Annotated in this window: 17 protein-coding genes and 1 tRNA gene; 8 read left to right on the forward strand and 10 right to left on the reverse strand. The window is 72.1% G+C overall.

The window, feature by feature from the left end; all coding sequences use genetic code 11:
* Positions 1-7: 7 nt before the first annotated feature.
* On the reverse strand, positions 8-1234 hold the full coding sequence (locus M446_RS14420) for an MFS transporter (protein WP_012332825.1): 1227 nt from the start codon (positions 1232-1234) through the stop codon (positions 8-10).
* Positions 1235-1729: 495 nt separating this feature from the next.
* On the opposite strand from M446_RS14420, the gene M446_RS14425 reads away from it, so the two are divergent.
* The 3 genes from M446_RS14425 (at position 1730) to M446_RS14430 (ending at position 3505) form a co-directional block, all read left to right on the forward strand.
* Complete coding sequence (locus tag M446_RS14425) at positions 1730-2455, forward strand: sulfotransferase family 2 domain-containing protein (protein WP_012332826.1); 726 nt, start codon at positions 1730-1732, stop codon at positions 2453-2455.
* 450 nt (positions 2456-2905) lie between these two features.
* Complete coding sequence (locus M446_RS39715; protein WP_415926916.1) at positions 2906-3127, forward strand: sulfotransferase family 2 domain-containing protein; 222 nt, start codon at positions 2906-2908, stop codon at positions 3125-3127.
* Between the two features lie 45 nt (positions 3128-3172).
* Positions 3173-3505 carry a hypothetical protein gene (locus M446_RS14430; RefSeq protein WP_265576618.1) on the forward strand — a complete coding sequence of 111 codons (333 nt, stop codon included), beginning with the start codon at positions 3173-3175 and terminating at the stop codon, positions 3503-3505.
* 378 nt (positions 3506-3883) lie between these two features.
* On the opposite strand, the gene M446_RS14435 is transcribed toward M446_RS14430, so the two are convergent.
* The 3 genes from M446_RS14435 to M446_RS14445 form a co-directional block, all read right to left on the reverse strand.
* Positions 3884-3973 (reverse strand) — tRNA-Ser (locus M446_RS14435).
* 134 nt (positions 3974-4107) lie between these two features.
* A complete protein-coding gene (locus tag M446_RS14440; RefSeq protein WP_150108664.1) occupies positions 4108-4416 on the reverse strand; it encodes a hypothetical protein in 309 nt (102 codons plus the stop codon).
* Positions 4417-4614: 198 nt separating this feature from the next.
* Positions 4615-5112, reverse strand: coding sequence for a cupin domain-containing protein (locus M446_RS14445; RefSeq protein ID WP_012332829.1), 498 nt, complete (start codon positions 5110-5112; stop codon positions 4615-4617).
* A gap of 495 nt (positions 5113-5607) precedes the next feature.
* Here M446_RS14445 and M446_RS14450 point away from each other — a divergent pair, with 495 nt between their 5' ends.
* Positions 5608-5802 carry a hypothetical protein gene (locus tag M446_RS14450; protein WP_012332830.1) on the forward strand — a complete coding sequence of 65 codons (195 nt, stop codon included), beginning with the start codon at positions 5608-5610 and terminating at the stop codon, positions 5800-5802.
* Between the two features lie 134 nt (positions 5803-5936).
* On the opposite strand, the gene M446_RS14455 is transcribed toward M446_RS14450, so the two are convergent.
* Together M446_RS14455 and M446_RS14460 are read right to left on the reverse strand one after the other, a co-directional pair.
* Positions 5937-7571: an ABC1 kinase family protein gene (locus M446_RS14455; protein WP_012332831.1), complete on the reverse strand. Its 1635-nt coding sequence runs from the start codon at positions 7569-7571 to the stop codon at positions 5937-5939.
* Positions 7572-8050: 479 nt separating this feature from the next.
* Positions 8051-9295, reverse strand: a complete 1245-nt coding sequence (locus tag M446_RS14460) for a hypothetical protein (protein ID WP_265576619.1) — start codon at positions 9293-9295, stop codon at positions 8051-8053.
* Between M446_RS14460 and M446_RS37215 the strand changes: the two genes are divergently transcribed.
* The 4 genes from M446_RS37215 to M446_RS14475 all read left to right on the forward strand — a co-directional run bounded on the left by M446_RS37215 (position 9279) and on the right by M446_RS14475 (position 14083).
* Entirely contained in the window at positions 9279-9512 is a 234-nt protein-coding gene (locus tag M446_RS37215; RefSeq protein ID WP_150108665.1) for a hypothetical protein, read from the forward strand. The genes M446_RS14460 and M446_RS37215 overlap by 17 nt on opposite strands.
* Positions 9513-9536: 24 nt before the next feature.
* Positions 9537-11582: a transglycosylase domain-containing protein gene (locus tag M446_RS14465; RefSeq protein ID WP_012332833.1), complete on the forward strand. Its 2046-nt coding sequence runs from the start codon at positions 9537-9539 to the stop codon at positions 11580-11582.
* 255 nt (positions 11583-11837) lie between these two features.
* Positions 11838-13058 (forward strand): ABC transporter substrate-binding protein, encoded by a 1221-nt coding sequence (locus M446_RS14470; RefSeq protein WP_012332834.1) that lies wholly within the window; start codon positions 11838-11840, stop codon positions 13056-13058.
* Positions 13055-14083 carry a cyclase family protein gene (locus tag M446_RS14475; RefSeq protein WP_012332835.1) on the forward strand — a complete coding sequence of 343 codons (1029 nt, stop codon included), beginning with the start codon at positions 13055-13057 and terminating at the stop codon, positions 14081-14083. The genes M446_RS14470 and M446_RS14475 overlap by 4 nt, the downstream gene beginning before the upstream one ends.
* 81 nt (positions 14084-14164) lie before the next feature.
* Here the strand turns inward: M446_RS14475 and fliP are convergent, their stop codons facing one another.
* From fliP to M446_RS14495, 4 genes are all read right to left on the reverse strand, one after another.
* The gene (gene fliP, locus M446_RS14480; protein WP_026190598.1) at positions 14165-14935 is read right to left on the reverse strand and encodes a flagellar type III secretion system pore protein FliP; all 771 of its coding nucleotides are present in this window, start codon (positions 14933-14935) and stop codon (positions 14165-14167) included.
* A gap of 17 nt (positions 14936-14952) precedes the next feature.
* Positions 14953-15444, reverse strand: a complete 492-nt coding sequence (locus M446_RS14485) for a flagellar basal body-associated FliL family protein (protein WP_012332837.1) — start codon at positions 15442-15444, stop codon at positions 14953-14955.
* A 121-nt stretch (positions 15445-15565) separates the two neighbouring features.
* Positions 15566-17284, reverse strand: a complete 1719-nt coding sequence (locus M446_RS14490; RefSeq protein ID WP_012332838.1) for an ABC transporter ATP-binding protein — start codon at positions 17282-17284, stop codon at positions 15566-15568.
* The gene (locus tag M446_RS14495) at positions 17281-18138 is read right to left on the reverse strand and encodes a glycosyltransferase family 2 protein (protein ID WP_012332839.1); all 858 of its coding nucleotides are present in this window, start codon (positions 18136-18138) and stop codon (positions 17281-17283) included. Before M446_RS14495 ends, M446_RS14490 begins: the two co-directional genes overlap by 4 nt.
* Positions 18139-18557 lie beyond the last annotated feature (419 nt).

The raw sequence follows: 18557 nt of genomic DNA on the forward strand, positions 1-18557 counted from the left end.
CGCCCGGTTACACGAGTTCGGCGCCGCGCCGCTCGGGGATGAGCAGCCACAGGGCAACGATGTCGAGGAGGTAGAGGGCCGCCAGCAGCCCGATGGCGAATGCGAAGCTGGAGGTGGCGGCGAGACCGCCGACGACGACCGGCCCGAACCCGCCGACGGCGCGGCCGATGTTGAACAGGACGTTCTGCGCCGTGGCGCGGGCCGGGGTCGGGTAGAGCTCGCTGATCAGCGCGCCGTAGCCGCCGAGCATGCCGTTGACGAAGAGGCCCATGACCGCCCCCGCCACGAGGAGCTGGACGGGATCCGTCAGGCGCGCGTACAGGACCACCATGACGGCCGCGCCGAGCATGTAGATGAAGAAGGCGGGGCGGCGGCCGATGCGGTCGGCGAGGTGGCCGAAGCAGAGGATCCCGACCGCCATTCCGGCGATGGTCACCGCGGTCCAGGCGGCCGACTGGGTCAGCGCGAAGCCGAACCGGGTCGACAAGTAATTCGGCAGCCAGATCATCACGCCGTAATAGCCGAAGTTCTGAACCGAGCAGAGGATGACCATGCCGAGGCTGAGCTTCGCGGTCTCGACATCCTTGATCAGCAGGCGAAGCGCCGATTCCTTCGGCCTGTTCTGCGTGCCCGCCACGAAGACGTCCGGCTCGTGCAGCGAGTGGCGGATGACATAGGCGACGACCGCCGGGAGGACGCCGAGGGCGAACATCCCGCGCCAGCCGATCACCGGCAGCAGGAGGGGCGTGGCGAGAGCCGCCGCGAGCACGCCGAACTGCCACCCCAGGCCGACATAGGACGACGCCCGGGCCCGCTTGGAGGCGGGCCACGCCTCGGCGACGAGGGCCATGCCGATGCCGAACTCGCCGCCGAGCCCGATCCCCGCGACCGTGCGATAGATCAGGAGGTCCCAGTAGCCCCGCGCCAGGGCGCAGAGGCCGGTGAAGACGGCGAACAGCACGATGGTCCAGGTCAGGACGCGGACGCGGCCGAGCCGGTCCGACAGCATGCCGAAGCCGACGCCGCCGATCACGGCGCCGATCAGCGTCGCGGTCACCAGCGAGGCGCCCTGCGCCGCGCTCAGACCCAGGTCGGCGGATATCGCCTTGAGGGCGAAACCGAGGATCATGAGATCGAACCCGTCCATCGCGTAGCCGATGGCCGACCCCCACAGCGCCTTTCGGGCGGCGCTGCCGACGCCGCCCGCCGCTGCGTGGTCCGCAGGCCCATCCATGGTTGAAACGAGATCTGCCACCTTGCTCCTCCGGGGATCCGCCACCACGATCGTCCGCATGGGCGCGCCGCGCTCGACGCGGTCAGACCGCGCTGACCCATCTGCGAACGGTCCTTGCTACGCAGGAAGCACTGTTCCTCGCGCGCCCGGCCTGGGGCGCGTGCCGTGACCTTCACGTCGCGAGATGCATGCCGCACGCCACCGAGGTGCCCTTGGGGCAGCGCCAGTCCGTTGTGTCACGCGCGATCTCATTCGCAAGAAAAATCTCATTATTGAGACACGCGGAAAGGACGTCTCCCTCCGGAGCCGCGCGCAGGGCCGGAGGGTCGACCGACCGGGCGATCGTCGCGCCCGCCACCATGACCTGGAAAGCACCGCCCCGATCGGCGAAGGTCGCCTGGCCGGCCTGCCCGTCTCGGCAGCCCGACGAAACCGGTCCGGCCGGCCACCCTGGCGGAGATCCCCACGAGCCGCACCACGCCCCGGGACACGACCATGCGACAGATCTCCATCCTGCACATCGGAAGGACCGGCGGCACTGCCCTGCGGGCCGTCGTCGATGCGCACAAGGCGCGCCATCCCTCCGCCGCGATCGAGGTCTTCCCGCATCGCGTGACGCTGGCGCACCTGCGCCGCGATCACCCCGAGAGCGGGATCGTCTTCTTCGTCCGCGAGCCGGTCAGGCGCTTCGTGAGCGGGTTCAACAGCCGCCTTCGGAGAGGTCAGCCGCGCTACAACGTCCCATGGTCGCCCGACGAGGAACTGGCATTCACCCGGTTCTCCGATGCGAGTGCGCTCGGCGAAGCGCTCGGGGCCGACGATCCTGGGAGACGCGACGATGCCGCACACGCGATGCGCAGCATCGCGCATGCGCGGCGTGACCTCACCCATTATCTCGGTTCGGTCGAGGCTCTCGACGCCGCGCGCGATCGCATCCTGCTCATCGGCAGCCAGGACACCTTCGATTGCGATGTTGCCAAGTTGAAAGTTCTGCTTCGGATCGACGATGATATTCATCCGCCGCAGGACGATGTTGCGGCCCGCCGCAATCCCGCTGCTCTGCCGCGCGATCTGACGCCGGCCGCCGAGCACAATCTGAAGATTTGGCATTCCAACGACTATCAAATCTATGAATGGTGCAGGGCGTTCCGCGAAGAGCGCGACGGCAGGAATGCGGGCACCAGGGCGTCGTCCGACGACGTGGCCGCCGGTCCGTCGTAGACCGCATCGTCACCAGCACGACAGCCAGGCGCGAGGGGCGGCGGGCGCGGCCGGACGGACATCGTCAGCCGAGCGTGAGCGGCGACGGCGGCGCCCGTCACGCGGCGACGCCTTCGGGGCGGCGTCGGCTTCTCCGGTCCCGGGGTCGCGGGGCGAGTCCGGCCCGACGATGGATCGGCGGCGGACCGGTTACGGTACCATATTACCGTAGAGGTCGGCGGAATGTCTGCTATCGCTCCGAGATGACATCCTCTGACGCAGGTGCCTCGCCGTCGGTCCGGGAATTCGATCGTGATCTGCAAGCAGCGAAAACTGATATTCATTCACATTCCGAAATGCGGTGGCACGTCGATCTAAAATATCATCTGGACAAATGAGTATGAAAGGAGCGAAGACACACTCTGGAACGGCTTCATCGGACCATTTTCTAATCGGTATCAGACAGACGGCCTGCAGCACCTCACAGCGAGTCTCGTAAAGAGGCACATAGGCGACAGTTTATTCGATGAATGCTTGAAGTTCGCTGTCGTCCGTAACCCGACGGATCGCATCGTATCACAGTTCAAATACATGTCGGTACGCTCGGATCTTCGGGAGTTCATCGGCCTGAAGGATCGTTACGGATTCGAGGCTTGTTTGGAAGCCATTCAAAAAAGGAAACATGTCCAATGAATGCCGCAGGTAGATTTCATTCGTTCCGCGTCCGGAGATACTATCGTGGACAAGATCTACCGGCTGGAGGATCTGTCATCCGATCCCTCGCCTCTCGCCGCCGATATCGGAATTCCCATCGAGACCCTGCCCCGTGAGAACCACACTGACGGCGTGAGAAAACCCGCCTTGAAACCATCCGACTTCAGCATGATCGTTGATATGTTTCGGCAAGATTACGAATTCCTGGGTTACAGCATCCCGACGCTGGATTCGGCTCGATCGCACGATCCGGAGCATGCCGGCAGCGGCCCTGCCATCGCCCCTTGGGCCGAGGGGGAACGGCAGGACCGTCGTGGCGAACGCGACGCAGGCCGCGCCTCCGACATGCGGCGCTGAGAGCCTGTTGCGCGATCCGAGCGGTGAGCCTGCCGGCGCATGAGGGTTGCGCCGCTCGCGGCGCGGATCAGCGCCTGCGCGCCGGACGAGGCGAGGACGTCGGCGGATGTGATCGGGAGCCGCCCGCCGGAATCGACCGCGATTCGACGCTGAGGGGCCCGGCCCTTCCCGACAAGGGCCGCTTCGCCGCGCGGTCCTGGCGGGCAGCGCCCGTCGCGGATCGGCACTGTGACGTACTCATAAGCCTCTGATGCCGGGAAGCCGGTGTCTCCCTTTGCGGCATCGGCGGCGACGCGTGGCGCACGGCGGCGGGAACCACGGCAAAAGGGACAAACCGCGGCGCTAATCCGTTCTCAATACCGGACAAATTAGCGAAATTGGCGGAGAGGGAGGGATTCGAACCCCCGATGGACTTGCGCCCATGCCGCATTTCGAGTGCGGTGCATTCAACCGCTCTGCCACCTCTCCGGCGCCGCGCCTGGCCGCTCGGGCCGGGTTTCGCGTCGCGCCAGCGTCGCTTTCGCGTCGCAGGCGGGCGCCTTTAACACGGCATCGCGACCGGTCACAAGCGCCGATCGCGCGATGCCGCGAGAAAACGCGAGTCAGCCCGCGGAGCCCCGCCCCGAACCGGCGAGGCTCACCCGCCGGGCCGCCGGGAGGCGCGGCTCGGCGGCGCGCAGGCTGCGGCTGCGCGACTGCGCGTGCAGCACCGAGCCGGCGAGCCCCGCCGCCTGGATCAGGTCCGCCTCCTCGCAGGTCGCCGCGATGCGCAGCCCGATCTCGTGGGTGTGGCTCTTCCCGTACAGGTACGCGGCCAGCCGGGCCCGGGTGCGGGGCGGGATGTCCGCCACGATCGCGTCCACCGTCTCGCTGTCGCCCCGGTAGATCTGGCCGAGAACCGGCAGAGGCACGGGACATTCCGCCTCGTCGGTCGACTGGGGTCGGGCGTTCGGCAGCGGCATGGCGCACCTGTGAGCGGGGATGCGGCAAGCCTGTGAGCGTACGATTAACAATCACTTAAACCGGCACCGAGCGAGCGCCGGAACCGCCACGAAGGCAAGTTGATCGGCAGAAAGGACGCAGGCCCGCCGCCCGCGACCCTGCGTCGGTCACGGGTGCCGATGGATCGGATCGACCCAGTAGACCGTCTCGGGCGGCTCCGCCGGCGCCACGTCGGGCAGATTGACCACCACCGCCTCGTTGTCCGAGCGCACCAGCACGCATTCGAGCGGCTCGTCCGGCGAGGCGTTGATCTCCTGATGGGGCACGTAGGGCGGCACGTAGATGAAGTCACCCGGCCCCGCCTCGGCGGTGTATTCCAGGCGGTCGCCCCAGCGCATGCGAGCGCGCCCGCGCACGACGTAGATCACGCTCTCCAGCGCGCCGTGATGGTGCACCCCGGTCTTGGCGTCCGGCTGGATCGCCACGGTGCCGGCCCAGATCTTCTGCGCGCCGACCCGCGCGTGGTTGATCGCGGCCTGCCGGAACATCCCCGGCGTCTGGGCGGTGTTCGGGTCGAGCCGGTCGCCGGTGATCACCCGGACGCCGTCGTGCTTCCAGCGCGGCGACGCCTCGCCGTGATCGGGGTCGTGGGGCTCGTCCGCCATGTCGTCGGCTCCTCTCCGGTCGCCCCGTCATCCTGCGCCAAGCCGCGCCGCGGCGCCAGCGCAAAGCCGCCGTCCATCGTTCGCTTTACCGAACGTCTAGGCCGCCAGGTCCCGGCGAATACCGGTGCGCGACCGCTCAGAAGCAGGGATCTTCTCGCGGAACCGCCTCGGCGCGGAGGCTTCTGCTCCCTCGACTTGTTCTATAGAAAGAACATTCCGGTTGACAGGGCGGAGCCCGCCTGGGATCTTCGCGGAGGACGGAGGGGGCGCCCCGCCGTGCCAGCGCGCCGGGGCCGCCCCGGCCTTCCCGGAGACCTGCGGCGATGCGGCCGATCCCGATGCGACGCGACCGCCTCCGCCACGCCGTGCGGGGCCCGGCCCGCACCCTCCTCGACGGCTGTCGCGGCTGAGCCTCGCCCGCGTCACCCCCCCCGTCACCGCGCGCCGCAGCGCCCCGCCCCGCCGGCGCGCGCCGGCGAGAGGAGTCGTGTCACCATGTCGTCAGCCCGCATCGTGGAGGTCGGCGAGACCTCCGCCGGCATCGTCGTGCCCGAGGCCGAGGGATTCCGCTTCTTCGCCGCCCATCCGGATTTCGTCCGCCTCGAGGGCCGGATCTTCCGCAGCCCGCGCCACGCCACGCGCGCCGCGAGCGAGCTGAGGGCGCGTCGGGGCAAGCCCTCCCGCCACTGACCGCGCGCGGGCGGCCCCTCGTCCCGACGCCCGGGATGCCGACGCATCGGGCCGTCTCGACGCGTCGACACCGAGCCGAGGGCTCGGCGACGCGTCGAGAACGGAACCGGCGGTCACGTCCGTGACCGCCGGGATCAGCGGTTGCGCGCGAGGAGCAGGATCCAGCCGATGCCGATCGTCAGGACCAGGATGCCGATCGTCGCGAAGGCCGGGGTGCCGTGCTCCATGAGCTTCGGGGCGAGCTGCGTGGCGAAGGCCGCCACCACCAGCCCCACCGCCACCCGGGCCGCCGCCCGCTCGATCCCCCGGGTGAGCTTGTCCATGCCCTTGAGCTCGATCTCCACCGTGACGCGGCCCTGCTTCAGGCGCACCAGCATCAGGTGGACGAGGGTCGGCAGCTCGGAGGCGGCCCCGTAGAGGCCGGCGGCGAGCCCCTCGAACTTGCTCTTGACCTCCTTGAGCGAGAAGCGCGTGCGCATCGTGCGCTTCACGGTCGGGCCGGCCGCCGCGAAGAGGTCGAATTGCGGGTCGAGCTGGCGCATCACCCCGTCGGCCGTGACGAGGCCCTTGAACAGGATCGCCAGGTCGGTCGGCATGGCGAGGTCGTTCTCGCGCGCCATGGTCATGAAATCCGTGAGCACCACCCCGAGATTCAGGGTCGCCCCGTTGTGGCGCATCACGAAGGCCTGCGAGGCGGCCTCCAGGCGGGTCAGGTCGGGCGCGCTGCCGCCGGTCCAGTCGAGCAGCACCGCCATCAGCCCGTCCGCGTCCTCCTTCAGCATCGCCCCGATCAGGATCAGGAGCTGGGCCCGGCGGCGCTGCGACAGCCGCCCGATGATGCCGAAATCCACGAAGGCGATGCGGTTGCCGGTCAGGCAGAGCAGGTTGCCGGGATGCGGGTCGGCGTGGAAGACGCCCTCGATCAGCGACATCTGCAGGAAGGCGTCGGTGCCGCGCTGCGCCAGCACCACCCGGTCGTAGCCCTCCTCGTCCAGCCGCTTGATGTCGGTCGGGGGAATGCCGTGGATGAACTCCTGCACGAGCACCCGCTCGGAGGTCCATTCCCAGTAGATTTTCGGGAAGACAATGTCGTCCCGGTCCGCGAACAGCCCGGCGAGCAATTCGCAGTTGCGGGCCTCGTTCAGCAGGTCGAGTTCCTCGCGCAGGCCCTGCGCGATGTGGCGCATCTGCTCGTGCGGCCGGTAGCGCGTCATCTCCGGCCACTCGCTCTCGACGATGCGCGAGGCGTGCGAGAGCAGCCGCAGGTCGGCCTCGATGATCTTCTGCACGCCGGGGCGGCGCACCTTGACGATCACCTCCTCGCCGCTCTCCAGCCGCGCCCGGTAGACCTGGGCGATGGAGGCGGAGGCGAGCGGATTGGTGTCGAACTCGGAGAAGATCTCGCTCGGGGGAGCGCCGAGGTCGGCCTCGAGTTGCGGGCGGATCACCTCCCAGGGCACCGGCGCCACCCGGTCGTGGAGCTTGCCGAGTTCCTCCGTCCATTGCGGGGCGAGGAGGTCGGCCCGGCTCGCCAGCACTTGGCCGAGCTTGATGAAGGTCGGGCCCAGCGCCTCGATGGCGCGGCGCATCCGCTCGGGCTGCGACAGGCGCGTGAGGTCGACCGCCGGCGTGCTGCGCCAGGCGAGGCGCGGGATCGCCCGCAGGCCGAGGCGGTCCACGACCTGGTTCACGCCGAACCCGATCAGGATCCCGGCGATCTCCTGAAGGCGCTGCCGGTCGCGCGCCGCAACGAAAGCGGTTTTCAGCATGGATGCATCAGCTCAGCCCGGCTGCCATGGGAGGTAAAGCACAGTGTGGGGCTGCCGCGCTGCGCTCCTTGACGAAACAGGCGCGCCGCCCGGCGCCGGATCGAGTCATGCCCGGGTCGTTCGGGTAGGCCCTCAACTTGGCGGGACTTTGGCGGGCGGCGGACGGGCCGGGCTCCGCGGCAGGGCCGCGGGTACGGGAGCGGCACGGGACAGGCCACGGCGACATTCATTCCGTCCGGCGCGACGACGACGCTCGCGGTAGCGCATGCGCCGGGCCGGCACAACGTGGCGGATCCGCCACGGCCGCCGGCGGGCCGCCGGGCCGGCGGCGGAGACGGCAAAGAAAAGCCCCGCGGTCACCCGACCGCGGGGCCGAGAAGGGGCGGAAGGCCTCCCGCCCCTCGCTCTCGCGAGGCCCCGGACCAACGGTCACGGACGTGACCGTCGGTCCGGTTGCCGAAGTGACGTGAGAAGTGACGTCACATGCGGCCCGCGCCCGAGGCGCCGGCGCCGCCCGCCTTCCCGGCGCCGCCCGAGGCGCCCGCCGCGCCGCCCTGGCCACCGCCCTGGCCGCCGCGCATCGTGCTGCCGGTGGTCTCGGGCGCGCCGCCGCGGCCCTGGCCGCCGGAGCGGTCGCGCAGGCCCTGGGCCTGGTCCTGGCCGCCGCGGCCCATCCGGTCCTGACCGGAGCGGTCCTGGCTCATGCGGTCGCCGCCGCCCTGCCCGCGCTCCTGACCGGCGCGCTGCTCGCTGCGCCCGCGCTCGCTCGTGCCGCGCTCCTCGCGGCGCTCGCCGGTGCGGATCTCGTCGCGCCCGCCGCGCACCGAACTCCGCTCGCTCGAGCGCACGTCGACCCGGTCGTGCCGCTCGCCGCGGATCCCGACGCTGCCGGTCGTGCTCGACCGCTCGGTGACCACGAGCCGGCGATATTCCGGCGAGCCGTAGACCACCCGCCGGCCGTGCACCACGACGTAGCGCGGCCCGCTATGCTCGCGGACGACGAGGCGGCGGTACTCGGGCGAGCCGACCCGCACGCGGCGGCCCTGGATCACCACGAATTCCGACCCGGCATGGCGCACGCCGCGCTTCTGGCGCTGCTCGATCACCACCAGGCGGCGGTACTCGGGCGAGCCGTAGACGACGCGCTGGCCCGCCACCGTCACCGTGCGACGCCCGCCGCCGTGCTCCTCGCGGCTGCTGGTGCGCACGCTGCCGTGCTCCTCGCGGGTCCGCTCGGCATGCACGCCGCGCTCGTGCCGGACGCTGTCGCGGCCGCCCCGCATCTCCTCGCGGGCCTGGCGGCCGTCGCGGTCGCGCCCGTCCATCCCGGCCTCGTGCCGGCCGCGGCCCTCGCCCTTGTCGTCGCGGGCACCCATCTCCTGCCGGGCGCCGCGCTGGCCCGTGTTGCCTTGGCCCGTGTTGCCTTGGCTCATCTTGCCTTGGCCCGTGCCGGCCTGGCCCATGTTGCCCTGGCCCATGTTGCCCTGGCCCATGTTGCCCTGGCTGCCGTTCTCGCTGCGGGCGCCCTGCCCGCCGGCGCGCGTCGCCCCGCCGGACGAGGCATCGCCGGAGGACCGGCCGCCGGAGCCGCTGCCCGACATCGCGGCGCCCTGCCCGCCCGCGGACCCGCCCGGCGACCCGGCGCCGGTCTGGGCGAAGACCGAGGTGCTGATCAGCAGGGCGGCGAGGCCGACGGTCACGCGGCCCATGGACGATTTCGTCATGATGCTCCTCCGAGAGTGCAGAAAAATCTGCCTCAAAACGTCGTCTCATGACTATCGTTCCATTCCGCCGGCATACCTCGCCGCTATTGCCAAGGTGATCGTCATTCCTGTTCTGGTGAGTGGCAGGACAAGACAGATCGGAAGCGCCGCGCCGGGGCTCCGCCGGGGGCCGAACCGTGCGGCGCGCGGGCGCGCCGGCGGGAACCTTGCCGGGTGATTGGCGTTTTCGGGGACCGTGGCCGTGAGCCCGGCCACCCTGAGCCCGGCCACCCGCCGCGAGGGACGCATCGACGACATGCTGGCGGAGACCTCGACAGCGCCCGAGCGTGATTGGCTGGATCTCGGGTCCTCCCCGGCTCCCGCCCCTCCCCCGCCGCAGGCGCCGCCTCCCGGATGGTCCGCCCGGATCGCCGGAGAGGCCGTCCGCGTCGGACAGGCGGTCGCCGCGCGCTGGCAGCCGGCCCTCGCCGCCAGGGTCGCGCCCCTGCGCCTCGCGGCGGGCCGCGCCGGCGCCCGCCTCGCCGCCCATCCCCTGGCGCGGCGCGCCCGCTCCGGCGCCGGAGCCGCGGCCGAGCGCCTCGCCGCCCTGCGCTGGAGCCGGCTCGCCCTCACCCTCGGCCTGCTCCTCCTCGTGGGCTGCGCCGCGCTCCTCGCCGTGAGCGCCGCGACCCTGCCGCGCCTCGACGGGCCGGGCCCGGCCAGCGCGCCGGTCACCGTCAGGGCCGAGGACGGCGAAGTGCTCGCCACGCGGGGCAGCCTGCGGGGCAGGCCCCTGCCCGCCTCGGCCATCGCGCCGGCGATGCGGCGCGCGATCATCGCCGCCCAGGATCCGTGGTTCATGGACCCCCACCGGCTCGACGCCGCCGGCGTCGCGGCGGTGATCCGCGGCGCCTTCCGGGACACGATCAGCCCCGGCCCGCGCGAGGGCAGCGCGCGGCTCACCCAGCGCCTCGTGCGCACCCAGCTCCTCGGCGGCGAGCGCGGCCTCGTGCGCAAGCTGCAGGAAGCGATGCTGGTGCTCTGGCTGCAGGCGCGGGCCAGCCCCGACGAGATCGTGGCGCGCTTCCTGAGCGGTGCCGCCTTCGGCCCCGACCTGATCGGGCTCGACGCCGCGAGCGAGCGGCTGCTCGGCAAGGCCCCGCGCGACCTCACCACCGCGGAGGCCGCCCTCCTGGCCGGGCTCACCCTGCCCCCCGCCGACCTCCGGCCGGACCGCGACGTGGAGGCCTCCCGTGCCAGGGCCCGGGGCGTCCTCGACGCCATGGTGATGACGGGCGCCATCACGCGCCTGGAGGCGGAGGAGGCGGGCCGCGCGCTCGCGGCGATCAAGTCGCCCACCGCGACGGCGGTCACCCGCAGCGGGGTCGTCGACCTCGCCGTGCTGGCGGCCCGCGACCGCCTCGGCGACGAGGTGCGGAACGCCTCGCTGCGCATCTCCCTCGACCGGTCGCTCCAATCCGCCGCCGAGGCAGCCGTGAACAAGCGCCTCGACGTGGCGGCCAGGAACCGGGGCGACCGGGCCGGGCTGGTGGTCCTCGGCCCCGACGGGGCAATCCTCGCGGCGGTGAGCGGCGGCAGCCCGCTCGCGGCCGATCCGGCCGGGCGCGCCGCCGCGGAGGCGAGCCTGCGCCGGGTGACCCGCGACGGGCGCCCGGTCTACGACCGGCCCCAGGCGGCCACGCTCGACCCCGCGACCGTGCGGGCGCGGGCCTTCGCGCTGCTGTCCGGCCTCGCCCGCTTGCCCGAGGGCGTCGCGGCGGCACCCGCCGCCCGGGACGGCCTCGCGGTCGGGCCGGCCGGCGACGTCACCCTGGGCGTCTGGGTGGCGTCGGAGGACGAGGGCGCCGCGAGCGCGGGCCCGTCCGAGATCTTCCAGGACCTCGCCGCGAAGCTCCGGGACCGGAGCGAGCCGCCGCCGCGGGGGGCCGCCGCCCGCCGCACCTGGCAGCCCCCCGAGGAGCCGCGCAATCCCCCGCCGCTGCGCGGCACCGCGCGGGTGGTCGATACCGGCCGCCTCAAGGTCGAGGGCCAGCCGGTGCGGCTGTTCGGGGTCGAGGGCCAGGGCGGCCGCGCGGCCCGCGAGTTCCGCCAGTACCTGCGCCAGCGCGACGTCTCGTGCGAGCCGGCGGGCGAGGCGGAGGTCTATCGCTGCCGGGCGGGATCGCAGGACCTGTCCGAGGTCGTGCTGTTCAACGGGGCGGGGCGGGCCGCGCCCGGGGCCACGCCGGAGCTGCTCGCCGCGGAGGCGAACGCCAGGGCGCGCAAGGCCGGCATCTGGCAGGAGTGATCCGGGATCGGCCTGATCGAAGCGGCTCCCGGATCACGAGCCCGCGCGGCGCCTGAGCGCGGCGCCTGAGCGCGGCGCCTGAGCGAAGCCGACATCCGCATGGCGAAGCAATCCGTCGGATGTCGTATGAACCGGGCGAGGACGCGCCCGGCGCGCCTTCCCGTGCGAAACGCCGTTCCGCAACATTGACAAGTCGCGCGCGGGGCCGAAGCATGCGCCCGGGCTCGCCAGAAGGCCCGGACAGGGATCACCCGCGTGAGGAAAACGCTCCTAGCCGCCGCGTGCGTGGCCGCGTGGCACGGCGCGGCCTGCGCCCAGCAGGCCGCCCCGCCGGGCATCTCGGACGGGGTCGTCCGGATCGGGTTCCTGCTCGACATGTCGAGCGTCTACGCGGACGTCACCGGGCCGGGCAGCGCCGCGGCGGCGCGCATGGCGGTGGAGGATTTCGGCGGCAAGGTGCTGGGCGCGCCGATCGAGGTCCTGGTGGCGGACCACCAGAACAAGGCCGACATCGCCGCCGCGACCGCCCGGGCGTGGTTCGACACCGAGAAGGTCGACGCGATCCTCGACGTCGCCGCCTCCGCGACGGCGCTCGCGGCGGCGGACATCGCCAAGGCCAAGCACAGGATCATCGCCTTCAGCGGGCCGGGGGCCGTGCGGCTCACCAACGAGGCCTGCTCGCCCGTCTCGATCCACTGGGCCTACGACACCTACGCGCTCGCCAACGTGACGGCCCAGGCCACCGTGAAGGCGGGGGGCGATTCCTGGTTCTTCATCACGGCCGACTACGCCTTCGGGCACGACCTGGAGCGGGACGCGGGGGCGGTCGTCCGGGCCCAGGGCGGCACCGTGGCGGGGAGCGTGCGGGCCCCCCTCAACACCCCGGATTTCTCCTCGTTCCTGCTCCAGGCGCAGGCCTCCGGCGCCAAGGTGGTCGGGCTCGCCAATGCGGGCCGCGACACCACCAACGCCATCAAGCAGGCCGCCGAGTTCGGCCTGACCCAGGGCGGCCAGAAGCTCGCCGGGCTCCTCGTCTACATCAACGACGTGCACAGCCTCGGCCTCGCCCCGACCCAGGGCATGCTGCTGACCGAGGGCTTCTACTGGGACCTCGACGAGGGCACGCGCGCCTTCTCGAAACGCTACTTCGCCCGGACCGGCCGGATGCCGAACATGTCCCAGGCGGGGGTCTACTCGACGGTGACGCACTACCTGAAGGCCGTCGCCAAGGCCGGCACCGACGAGACCGACGCGGTGATGCGGGCGATGCGCGAGACGCCGGTGGACGATTTCTACGCCCATGGCGGGCGCATCCGCGAGGACGGGCGCATGGTGCACGACATGTACCTGTTCGAGGTGAAGCGGCCCGGGGAATCGACCGGCGAGTGGGACCTCTACCGGCGCGTGGCGACCATCCCGGGCGATCAGGCCTTCCAGCCGCTCTCGGCCTCCCGCTGCCCGCTGGTGAAGAAGTGACCCCGCGCTGGCGCCGCCGCCCGGAGGGCTCGACCTGGGGCGAGTTCGGGCCCGACGACGAACTCGGCCGCCTCAACCTGCTGACGCCCGAGAAGGTGCGCCAGGGGGTGGCCGAGGTGCGCGAGGGCCTGACCTTCTGCCTGAGCCTGCCCCTCGACTACCCGGGCGGCAACGTGCTGAACCCGCGCCGCCACCCGCCGAAGATCACCCCGACCGTGCGGGCGAGCGGCCGCCCGAACTTCAACTTCCCGGTCTGCGAGGAGGTGCCCGACGCCACCGACGTGATCAGCGACGACCTCGCGGTGCTGCACCTGCAATACTCGACGCAGTGGGACGGCCTCTGCCACGTCGGCTCGCTCTTCGACGCGGACGGCGACGGCGTGCCGGAGCCCGTCTACTACAACGGCTTCCGGGCGGACCGGGACATCGCCGGGCCGAGCCGGGCCGAGGAAGCGGGGGCCCCCTCGCGCGCCCGGGCGCTCGGCATCGAGCGGCTCGCCGAGCGGGGCATGCAGGGCCGCGGCGTGATGATCGACCTGCGCGCCCATCTGGGCGACGCCCGCCAGGCGGTGGGCTACGCCACCCTGCGGCGGATCCTGGAGGCGGACCGCGTCGCGGTCGAGCCCGGCGACATGGTCTGCCTGCACACGGGCTTCGCCGAGCGGCTGCTGGGGATGAACCGGGCGCCCGATCCGGCGGAGGTGCACCGGCTCGGGGCCGGGCTCGACGGGCGCGATCCCGACCTCCTCGCCTGGATCACCGAGTCGGGCCTCTGCGCGCTGATCGCCGACAATTACGCGGTCGAGATCTATCCGGCCGGCCCGATGCGGGGCTGCTGCGCCACGCTGCCCCTCCACGAGCACTGCCTGTTCCGGCTCGGCGTCAATCTCGGCGAATTGTGGCACCTCACCCCGCTGGCGACCTGGCTGCGGGCCAACGGGCGCTCGCGCTTCCTGCTCACCGCGCCGCCCCTGCGGATGCCCGGGGCCGTCGGCTCGCCGACCACGCCGATCGCCACCGTGTAGGAGCGGGAGTGTCGACCCGGCCCGGCGCGGGCTTGAGCGAAGCCGACATCCGCATGGCGACCCCATCCGGCGGATGTCGCATCAGAAGTAGGAGCGCACCAGCCCGCTCACCAGCAGGTTCCAGCCGTCGATCAGGACGAAGAACAGCACCTTGAAGGGCAGCGAGATCACGGTCGGCGGCAGCATCATCATGCCCATCGACATCACCACCGTGGCCACGATCATGTCGATGACGAGGAAGGGCAGCGCGATCAGGAAGCCGATCTCGAAGCCGCGGCGCAGCTCCGAGATCATGAAGGCCGGGATCAGGATGCGCAGGTCGACCTTCTCGCCGGCCTCGGCCTTGGGGAAGTTGCGGCTGGCGAGGTCCGCGAAGGTCTGGAGGTCCTTCTCGCGCACGTGGGACTGCATGAACTCGCGGAACGGGTCGACGACCTTGCCGAAGGCGTCCTCCTCGCTGATGCGGTTCTCGGTGAGGGGCCGCACGCCCTCCTGCCACGCCCGGTCGAAGGTCGGCGCCATCACGTAGAAGGTCATGAACAGCGACAGGCTGACCATGAACAGGTTGGCGGGCGTGCTCTGAAGCCCGAGCCCGGAGCGCAGGAAGGACAGGGCGACCACGAAGCGCGTGAAGCTCGTCACCATCACGAGCAGGCCCGGCGCCACGGACAGGACCGTGAGGAGCGCGACCATCTGGATGATGCGCCCGCTCGCCGCGCCGTTGCCGGGCGGCAGCAGCGCGTCCAGGGACGGGAGGCCGGAGGCGGCCTGGGCGGCGGCGGGTCCCGCGGCGAGGAGCGCCAGGATCCCCGCGAGGGCGAGACAGGCGAGGGCCGGGAGGGCACGCGTCATCGGGAGGATCCGCCGCATCACTGGATGATCAGGGTCTCGACCACGAGCTCGCGCACGGCCCCCTTGGTCCGCAGCATCACGCGTTCGTTGAGGTCCTCGCGCAGGTGCATGAGGCCGCTCGCCCCCTGGAGCTGCGCCAGCGACACGGTCCGCAGATAGGCCAGGATGTCCTGGCGGATCTCCGCCACGGCCACGTCGGGATTGGCCACCGCGCCGGTCCTGTAGATGATCGAGCCCTCCAGGCGCACCCACATCTCGCCGGAATCGACGAGGTTGGTGACCAGGGGACCGACGCTGCGGGTGCTGAGGTCGCCCGTGTAGGTCAGGACCTTCTCGGCCCGGGCCTGCTCCTCGGTCTTCTTCTTGTCGACCGCCTTCTCGACGGTGGTGAGCAGGTAGTAGCCGAGGCCGCCGCCGGTTCCGCCCGCGCCGAGCGTCAGCACGGCGAGGGCGAGGAGCCAGCCCTTGCCCTTCTTCGGCGCGGTCGTGGAATCGGGCGAATCGGCCATCGGGCGTGTCCGGGTCCGGGAGCCCGGGACGGGCCTCCGACGCCGCTCTCTTGCCGCCCGGAGCTTGCGCGAGGCAGGTGCCGGGGCCGGCCCGGGGACCTTCGACGAGGGCCCGGGGCCGTCAGCCGGCCGCCGCGGCCGGGAGCGCCGCCTGATCCTCGCCCATCACGGCGGCGGGCGGCCCGAAGCGGACGATGCGGCCCGCCTCCATCACGGCGACCTGGTCGGCCGCCATGTAGGTCGACGGGCGGTGGGCGACGATGATCGTGGTGCGGCCCGCCATCAGGCGGCGCACCGCCTCCTGCACCCGGGCCTCGGAGGCGGGATCGAGGGCGCTCGTCGCCTCGTCGAGGAGGAGGATCGGCGCGTCCTTCAGGAAGGCCCGCGCCAGCGTGACGCGCTGGCGCTCCCCGCCCGAGAGCCGCGCGCCGCCCGGCCCGACCCGGAAGGCGAGCCCCTCCGGCAGCGCCTCGACGAAATCCGCCGCCGCCGCGCGGGCCGCCTCCCGCACCTCCTCGGCCGTCGCGCCCGGGCGGCCGAAGGCGATGTTCGCCTCGATCGTGTCGTCGAACAGCATCACGTCCTGCGTCACCATGGCGATCGCGTCGCGCAGGGAGCGCAGCGTCACGGCGCGCAGGTCCTGGCCGTCGATGAGCACGCGGCCGGCGGTGACGTCCTGCAGCCGCGGGATCAGGTCGAGGAGCGTCGACTTGCCGGCGCCCGAGCGCCCGACGATGGCCGTCACCGTGCCGGGCCGGCACACGAGGTCGATCCCGCGCAGGACCGGCGCCCCCTCCCGGTGGGCGAAGACGACCCCCTCGAAGCGGATCTCCCCCGGGCCGACGCGGAGCGCGGGCGCCCCGGGATCGTCCCGGATCGCCGGCTCCTCGTCGAAGGCCTCGAAGTAGCGCTGCAGGGCGCCCGCCGCCTGCTGCAGCGTGGCGTTGAGGCCGCCGAGCGTCCGGGCGGGCTGCGAGGCGAGGAGCAGTGCGGTGACGAAGCCGGTGAAGTCGCCGATCGAGCGCTCCCCCGACATCACGCGGTCGCCGATCAGCACCATCACGGCGGCGACGCCGAGCCCGCCGCCGATCTCGAGCAGCGGATCGAGGCGCCCGCGGGCGTTGGCGGCCTTCATCTTCAGGCGCCGCACCTGCTCGAATCCCTCGCGGGCCCGGGCCGAGAGGAGATCCTCCAGCCCGTAGACCTTGGCGACCCGCGAGCCGAGCAGGCTCTCGCCGATCAGCCCCGCCGTCGTCCCCACGGTCTCGTGGATGGCGCGGGCGTAGCGGCGCAGCTTCTGGCCGATCTGGCTCACCGGCCGGGCGACGAGCGGGACCATCACCACCGACACCAGGGTCAGGAGCGGGTCCATCCACAGGAGCGCGGCCCCGAGCGCGATCAGCATGGCGAGGTCGCGCAGGAGCACCGTCGAGAGCCGCGTCAGCGCCTCGGTGACGGGCGCGAAATCGGCGGTGAAGCGCTGGGCGAGGGCCGCGGGGCTCTCCCGCGCGGTGCGCCCGACATCGGCGCGGACCAGCCGGGCGAACAGGTCCGAGAGCATGTCGGCCTCGACCCGCGTGACGATGCGGTTCGTCAGGACGAGCTGCGCCAGAAGCGCGGTGCCCCGGAAGGCGGTGGCGAGCAGGATCGCCGCCGGCACGTAGGAGAGCGAGGTGCGGTCGTTCGCCCCGTAGGCCTCGAAGGCGAAGCGCACGACCACCGGGTAGATGCCGGTCGAGGCGCCGACCACCGCGATGGCGAGGGCGAGCCAGGCGAGCGGCCCCTTCTGGCGCGAGAGCCAGCCGTGCCAGACCCGCAGGACCATCGCGCGCCGGGTCATCGCGCCGCGCCCTGCGCGTCAGTCGCGCCTCCGGCCGGATCGGCCGCCCGCGACGGGGCGCGCTCGCGCATCTTGGCCTCGCGCATCTTGGCCTCACGCATCTTGGCGATGCGCAGGAAGCGCCCGAAGGCGAGGATCGTCGCCATCGCGAAGCCGTCGGCCCCGGCGAGGAAGAGCCGGCGCAGGATGTAGAAGCGCAGGAAGGTCGAGGGAAATTCGACGAGGAGGCGGAGGGTCAGGGAGAGGCGCGAGCGCGGCGCCGAGGTGCGCGCGGCCAGCTCCGCCACGTAATTCGCCTTGGCGACGGCGTGGTTCCAGTCGCGGTAGGTGAAGTGCCATGCCACCGCACGAAGTCGCCGCGGCGCCTCGTCGGTGCGGATCTCCAGGTGATCCCAGTTGGGGTTGTCGATGGTGCGCGCGACGCGGCGGTCGTAGAGGTAGATCTGCTCGGTGCAGAACGCGAAGGGAGGCGGCCGGTCGCGGTGCGGCAGGGCCATGGCCTTGCGCACCTTGGCGAGCGCGGGCGGAGGGCCGGGCCGGAACAGCGCCCGGATCTCGCGCACCAGGGCGGGCGTCAGCACCTCGTCCGCATCCATGCTGAAGACGTGGTCGTGGCGGCACTCCCCCTCCCCGAACCGCCGCTGCGGCCCGAAACCCGCCCAGGGGTTGGTGACGACCCGCGCCCCGAGGGAGCGGGCGATCGTCGCGGTCGCGTCGGTCGAGCCCGAGTCGATCACGAGGATCTCGGCCCGCAGCGGCAGGGCGGAGCGGATCGCCGCCTCGATGCGGTCGGCCTCGTTGAAGGCCCGCATCAGGACCGTCAGCGGGATGGGTTCGTCGTCGGCTCTGGTCAATCGTCTCGGCTCCGGGCGCCCGCTTGAGCGGTGCGAGTGTGGCGGAACTTGGTCGGCGGTCCTCGCCCGGGCCGATCCGCGGGCCCGATCCGGTCCCGCCGCGCCGCGGAACGCCCGTCCCGGTCGGCACCGGCCCGACCGCCCGACGCCCGCGCTGACGCAGGGCGGGCCCCGTGCGCCGCCCCACCGCGCCAGCGCCGGGCAAGTCCCGCACGCGGCCCGTACTGTCGTTCGTGACAATGTGGGCGCCGGCCGATCGGGTGCGCAGGTCCGAGGATTGGGTCTGAACTTGCCATTTGTGAAGGCGTCGGCAGCGTGAATCGGCCATACTGACAAGGTCGGTCCGCGGCCCGTCGGCCACCCGGCCTGTCCGTCCGTCAATGCGGGAGCGCATCTGCGGGCGGGAGGGACGCGTCCGA

The organism is Methylobacterium sp. 4-46 (genome assembly GCF_000019365.1).
Lineage (GTDB): Bacteria > Pseudomonadota > Alphaproteobacteria > Rhizobiales > Beijerinckiaceae > Methylobacterium.

Coding starts and splice junctions, on each gene's coding strand:
- M446_RS14420 (WP_012332825.1), bottom strand. CDS start 1,234: ATGGATGGGCCTGCGGACCACGCAGCGGCGGGCGGCGTCGGCAGCGCC.
- M446_RS14425 (WP_012332826.1), top strand. CDS start 1,730: ATGCGACAGATCTCCATCCTGCACATCGGAAGGACCGGCGGCACTGCC.
- M446_RS14445 (WP_012332829.1), bottom strand. CDS start 5,112: ATGGCGGACGAGCCCCACGACCCCGATCACGGCGAGGCGTCGCCGCGC.
- M446_RS14450 (WP_012332830.1), top strand. CDS start 5,608: ATGTCGTCAGCCCGCATCGTGGAGGTCGGCGAGACCTCCGCCGGCATC.
- M446_RS14455 (WP_012332831.1), bottom strand. CDS start 7,571: ATGCTGAAAACCGCTTTCGTTGCGGCGCGCGACCGGCAGCGCCTTCAG.
- M446_RS37215 (WP_150108665.1), top strand. CDS start 9,279: ATGGACGATTTCGTCATGATGCTCCTCCGAGAGTGCAGAAAAATCTGC.
- M446_RS14460 (WP_265576619.1), bottom strand. CDS start 9,295: ATGACGAAATCGTCCATGGGCCGCGTGACCGTCGGCCTCGCCGCCCTG.
- fliP (WP_026190598.1), bottom strand. CDS start 14,935: ATGACGCGTGCCCTCCCGGCCCTCGCCTGTCTCGCCCTCGCGGGGATC.
- M446_RS14485 (WP_012332837.1), bottom strand. CDS start 15,444: ATGGCCGATTCGCCCGATTCCACGACCGCGCCGAAGAAGGGCAAGGGC.
- M446_RS14490 (WP_012332838.1), bottom strand. CDS start 17,284: ATGACCCGGCGCGCGATGGTCCTGCGGGTCTGGCACGGCTGGCTCTCG.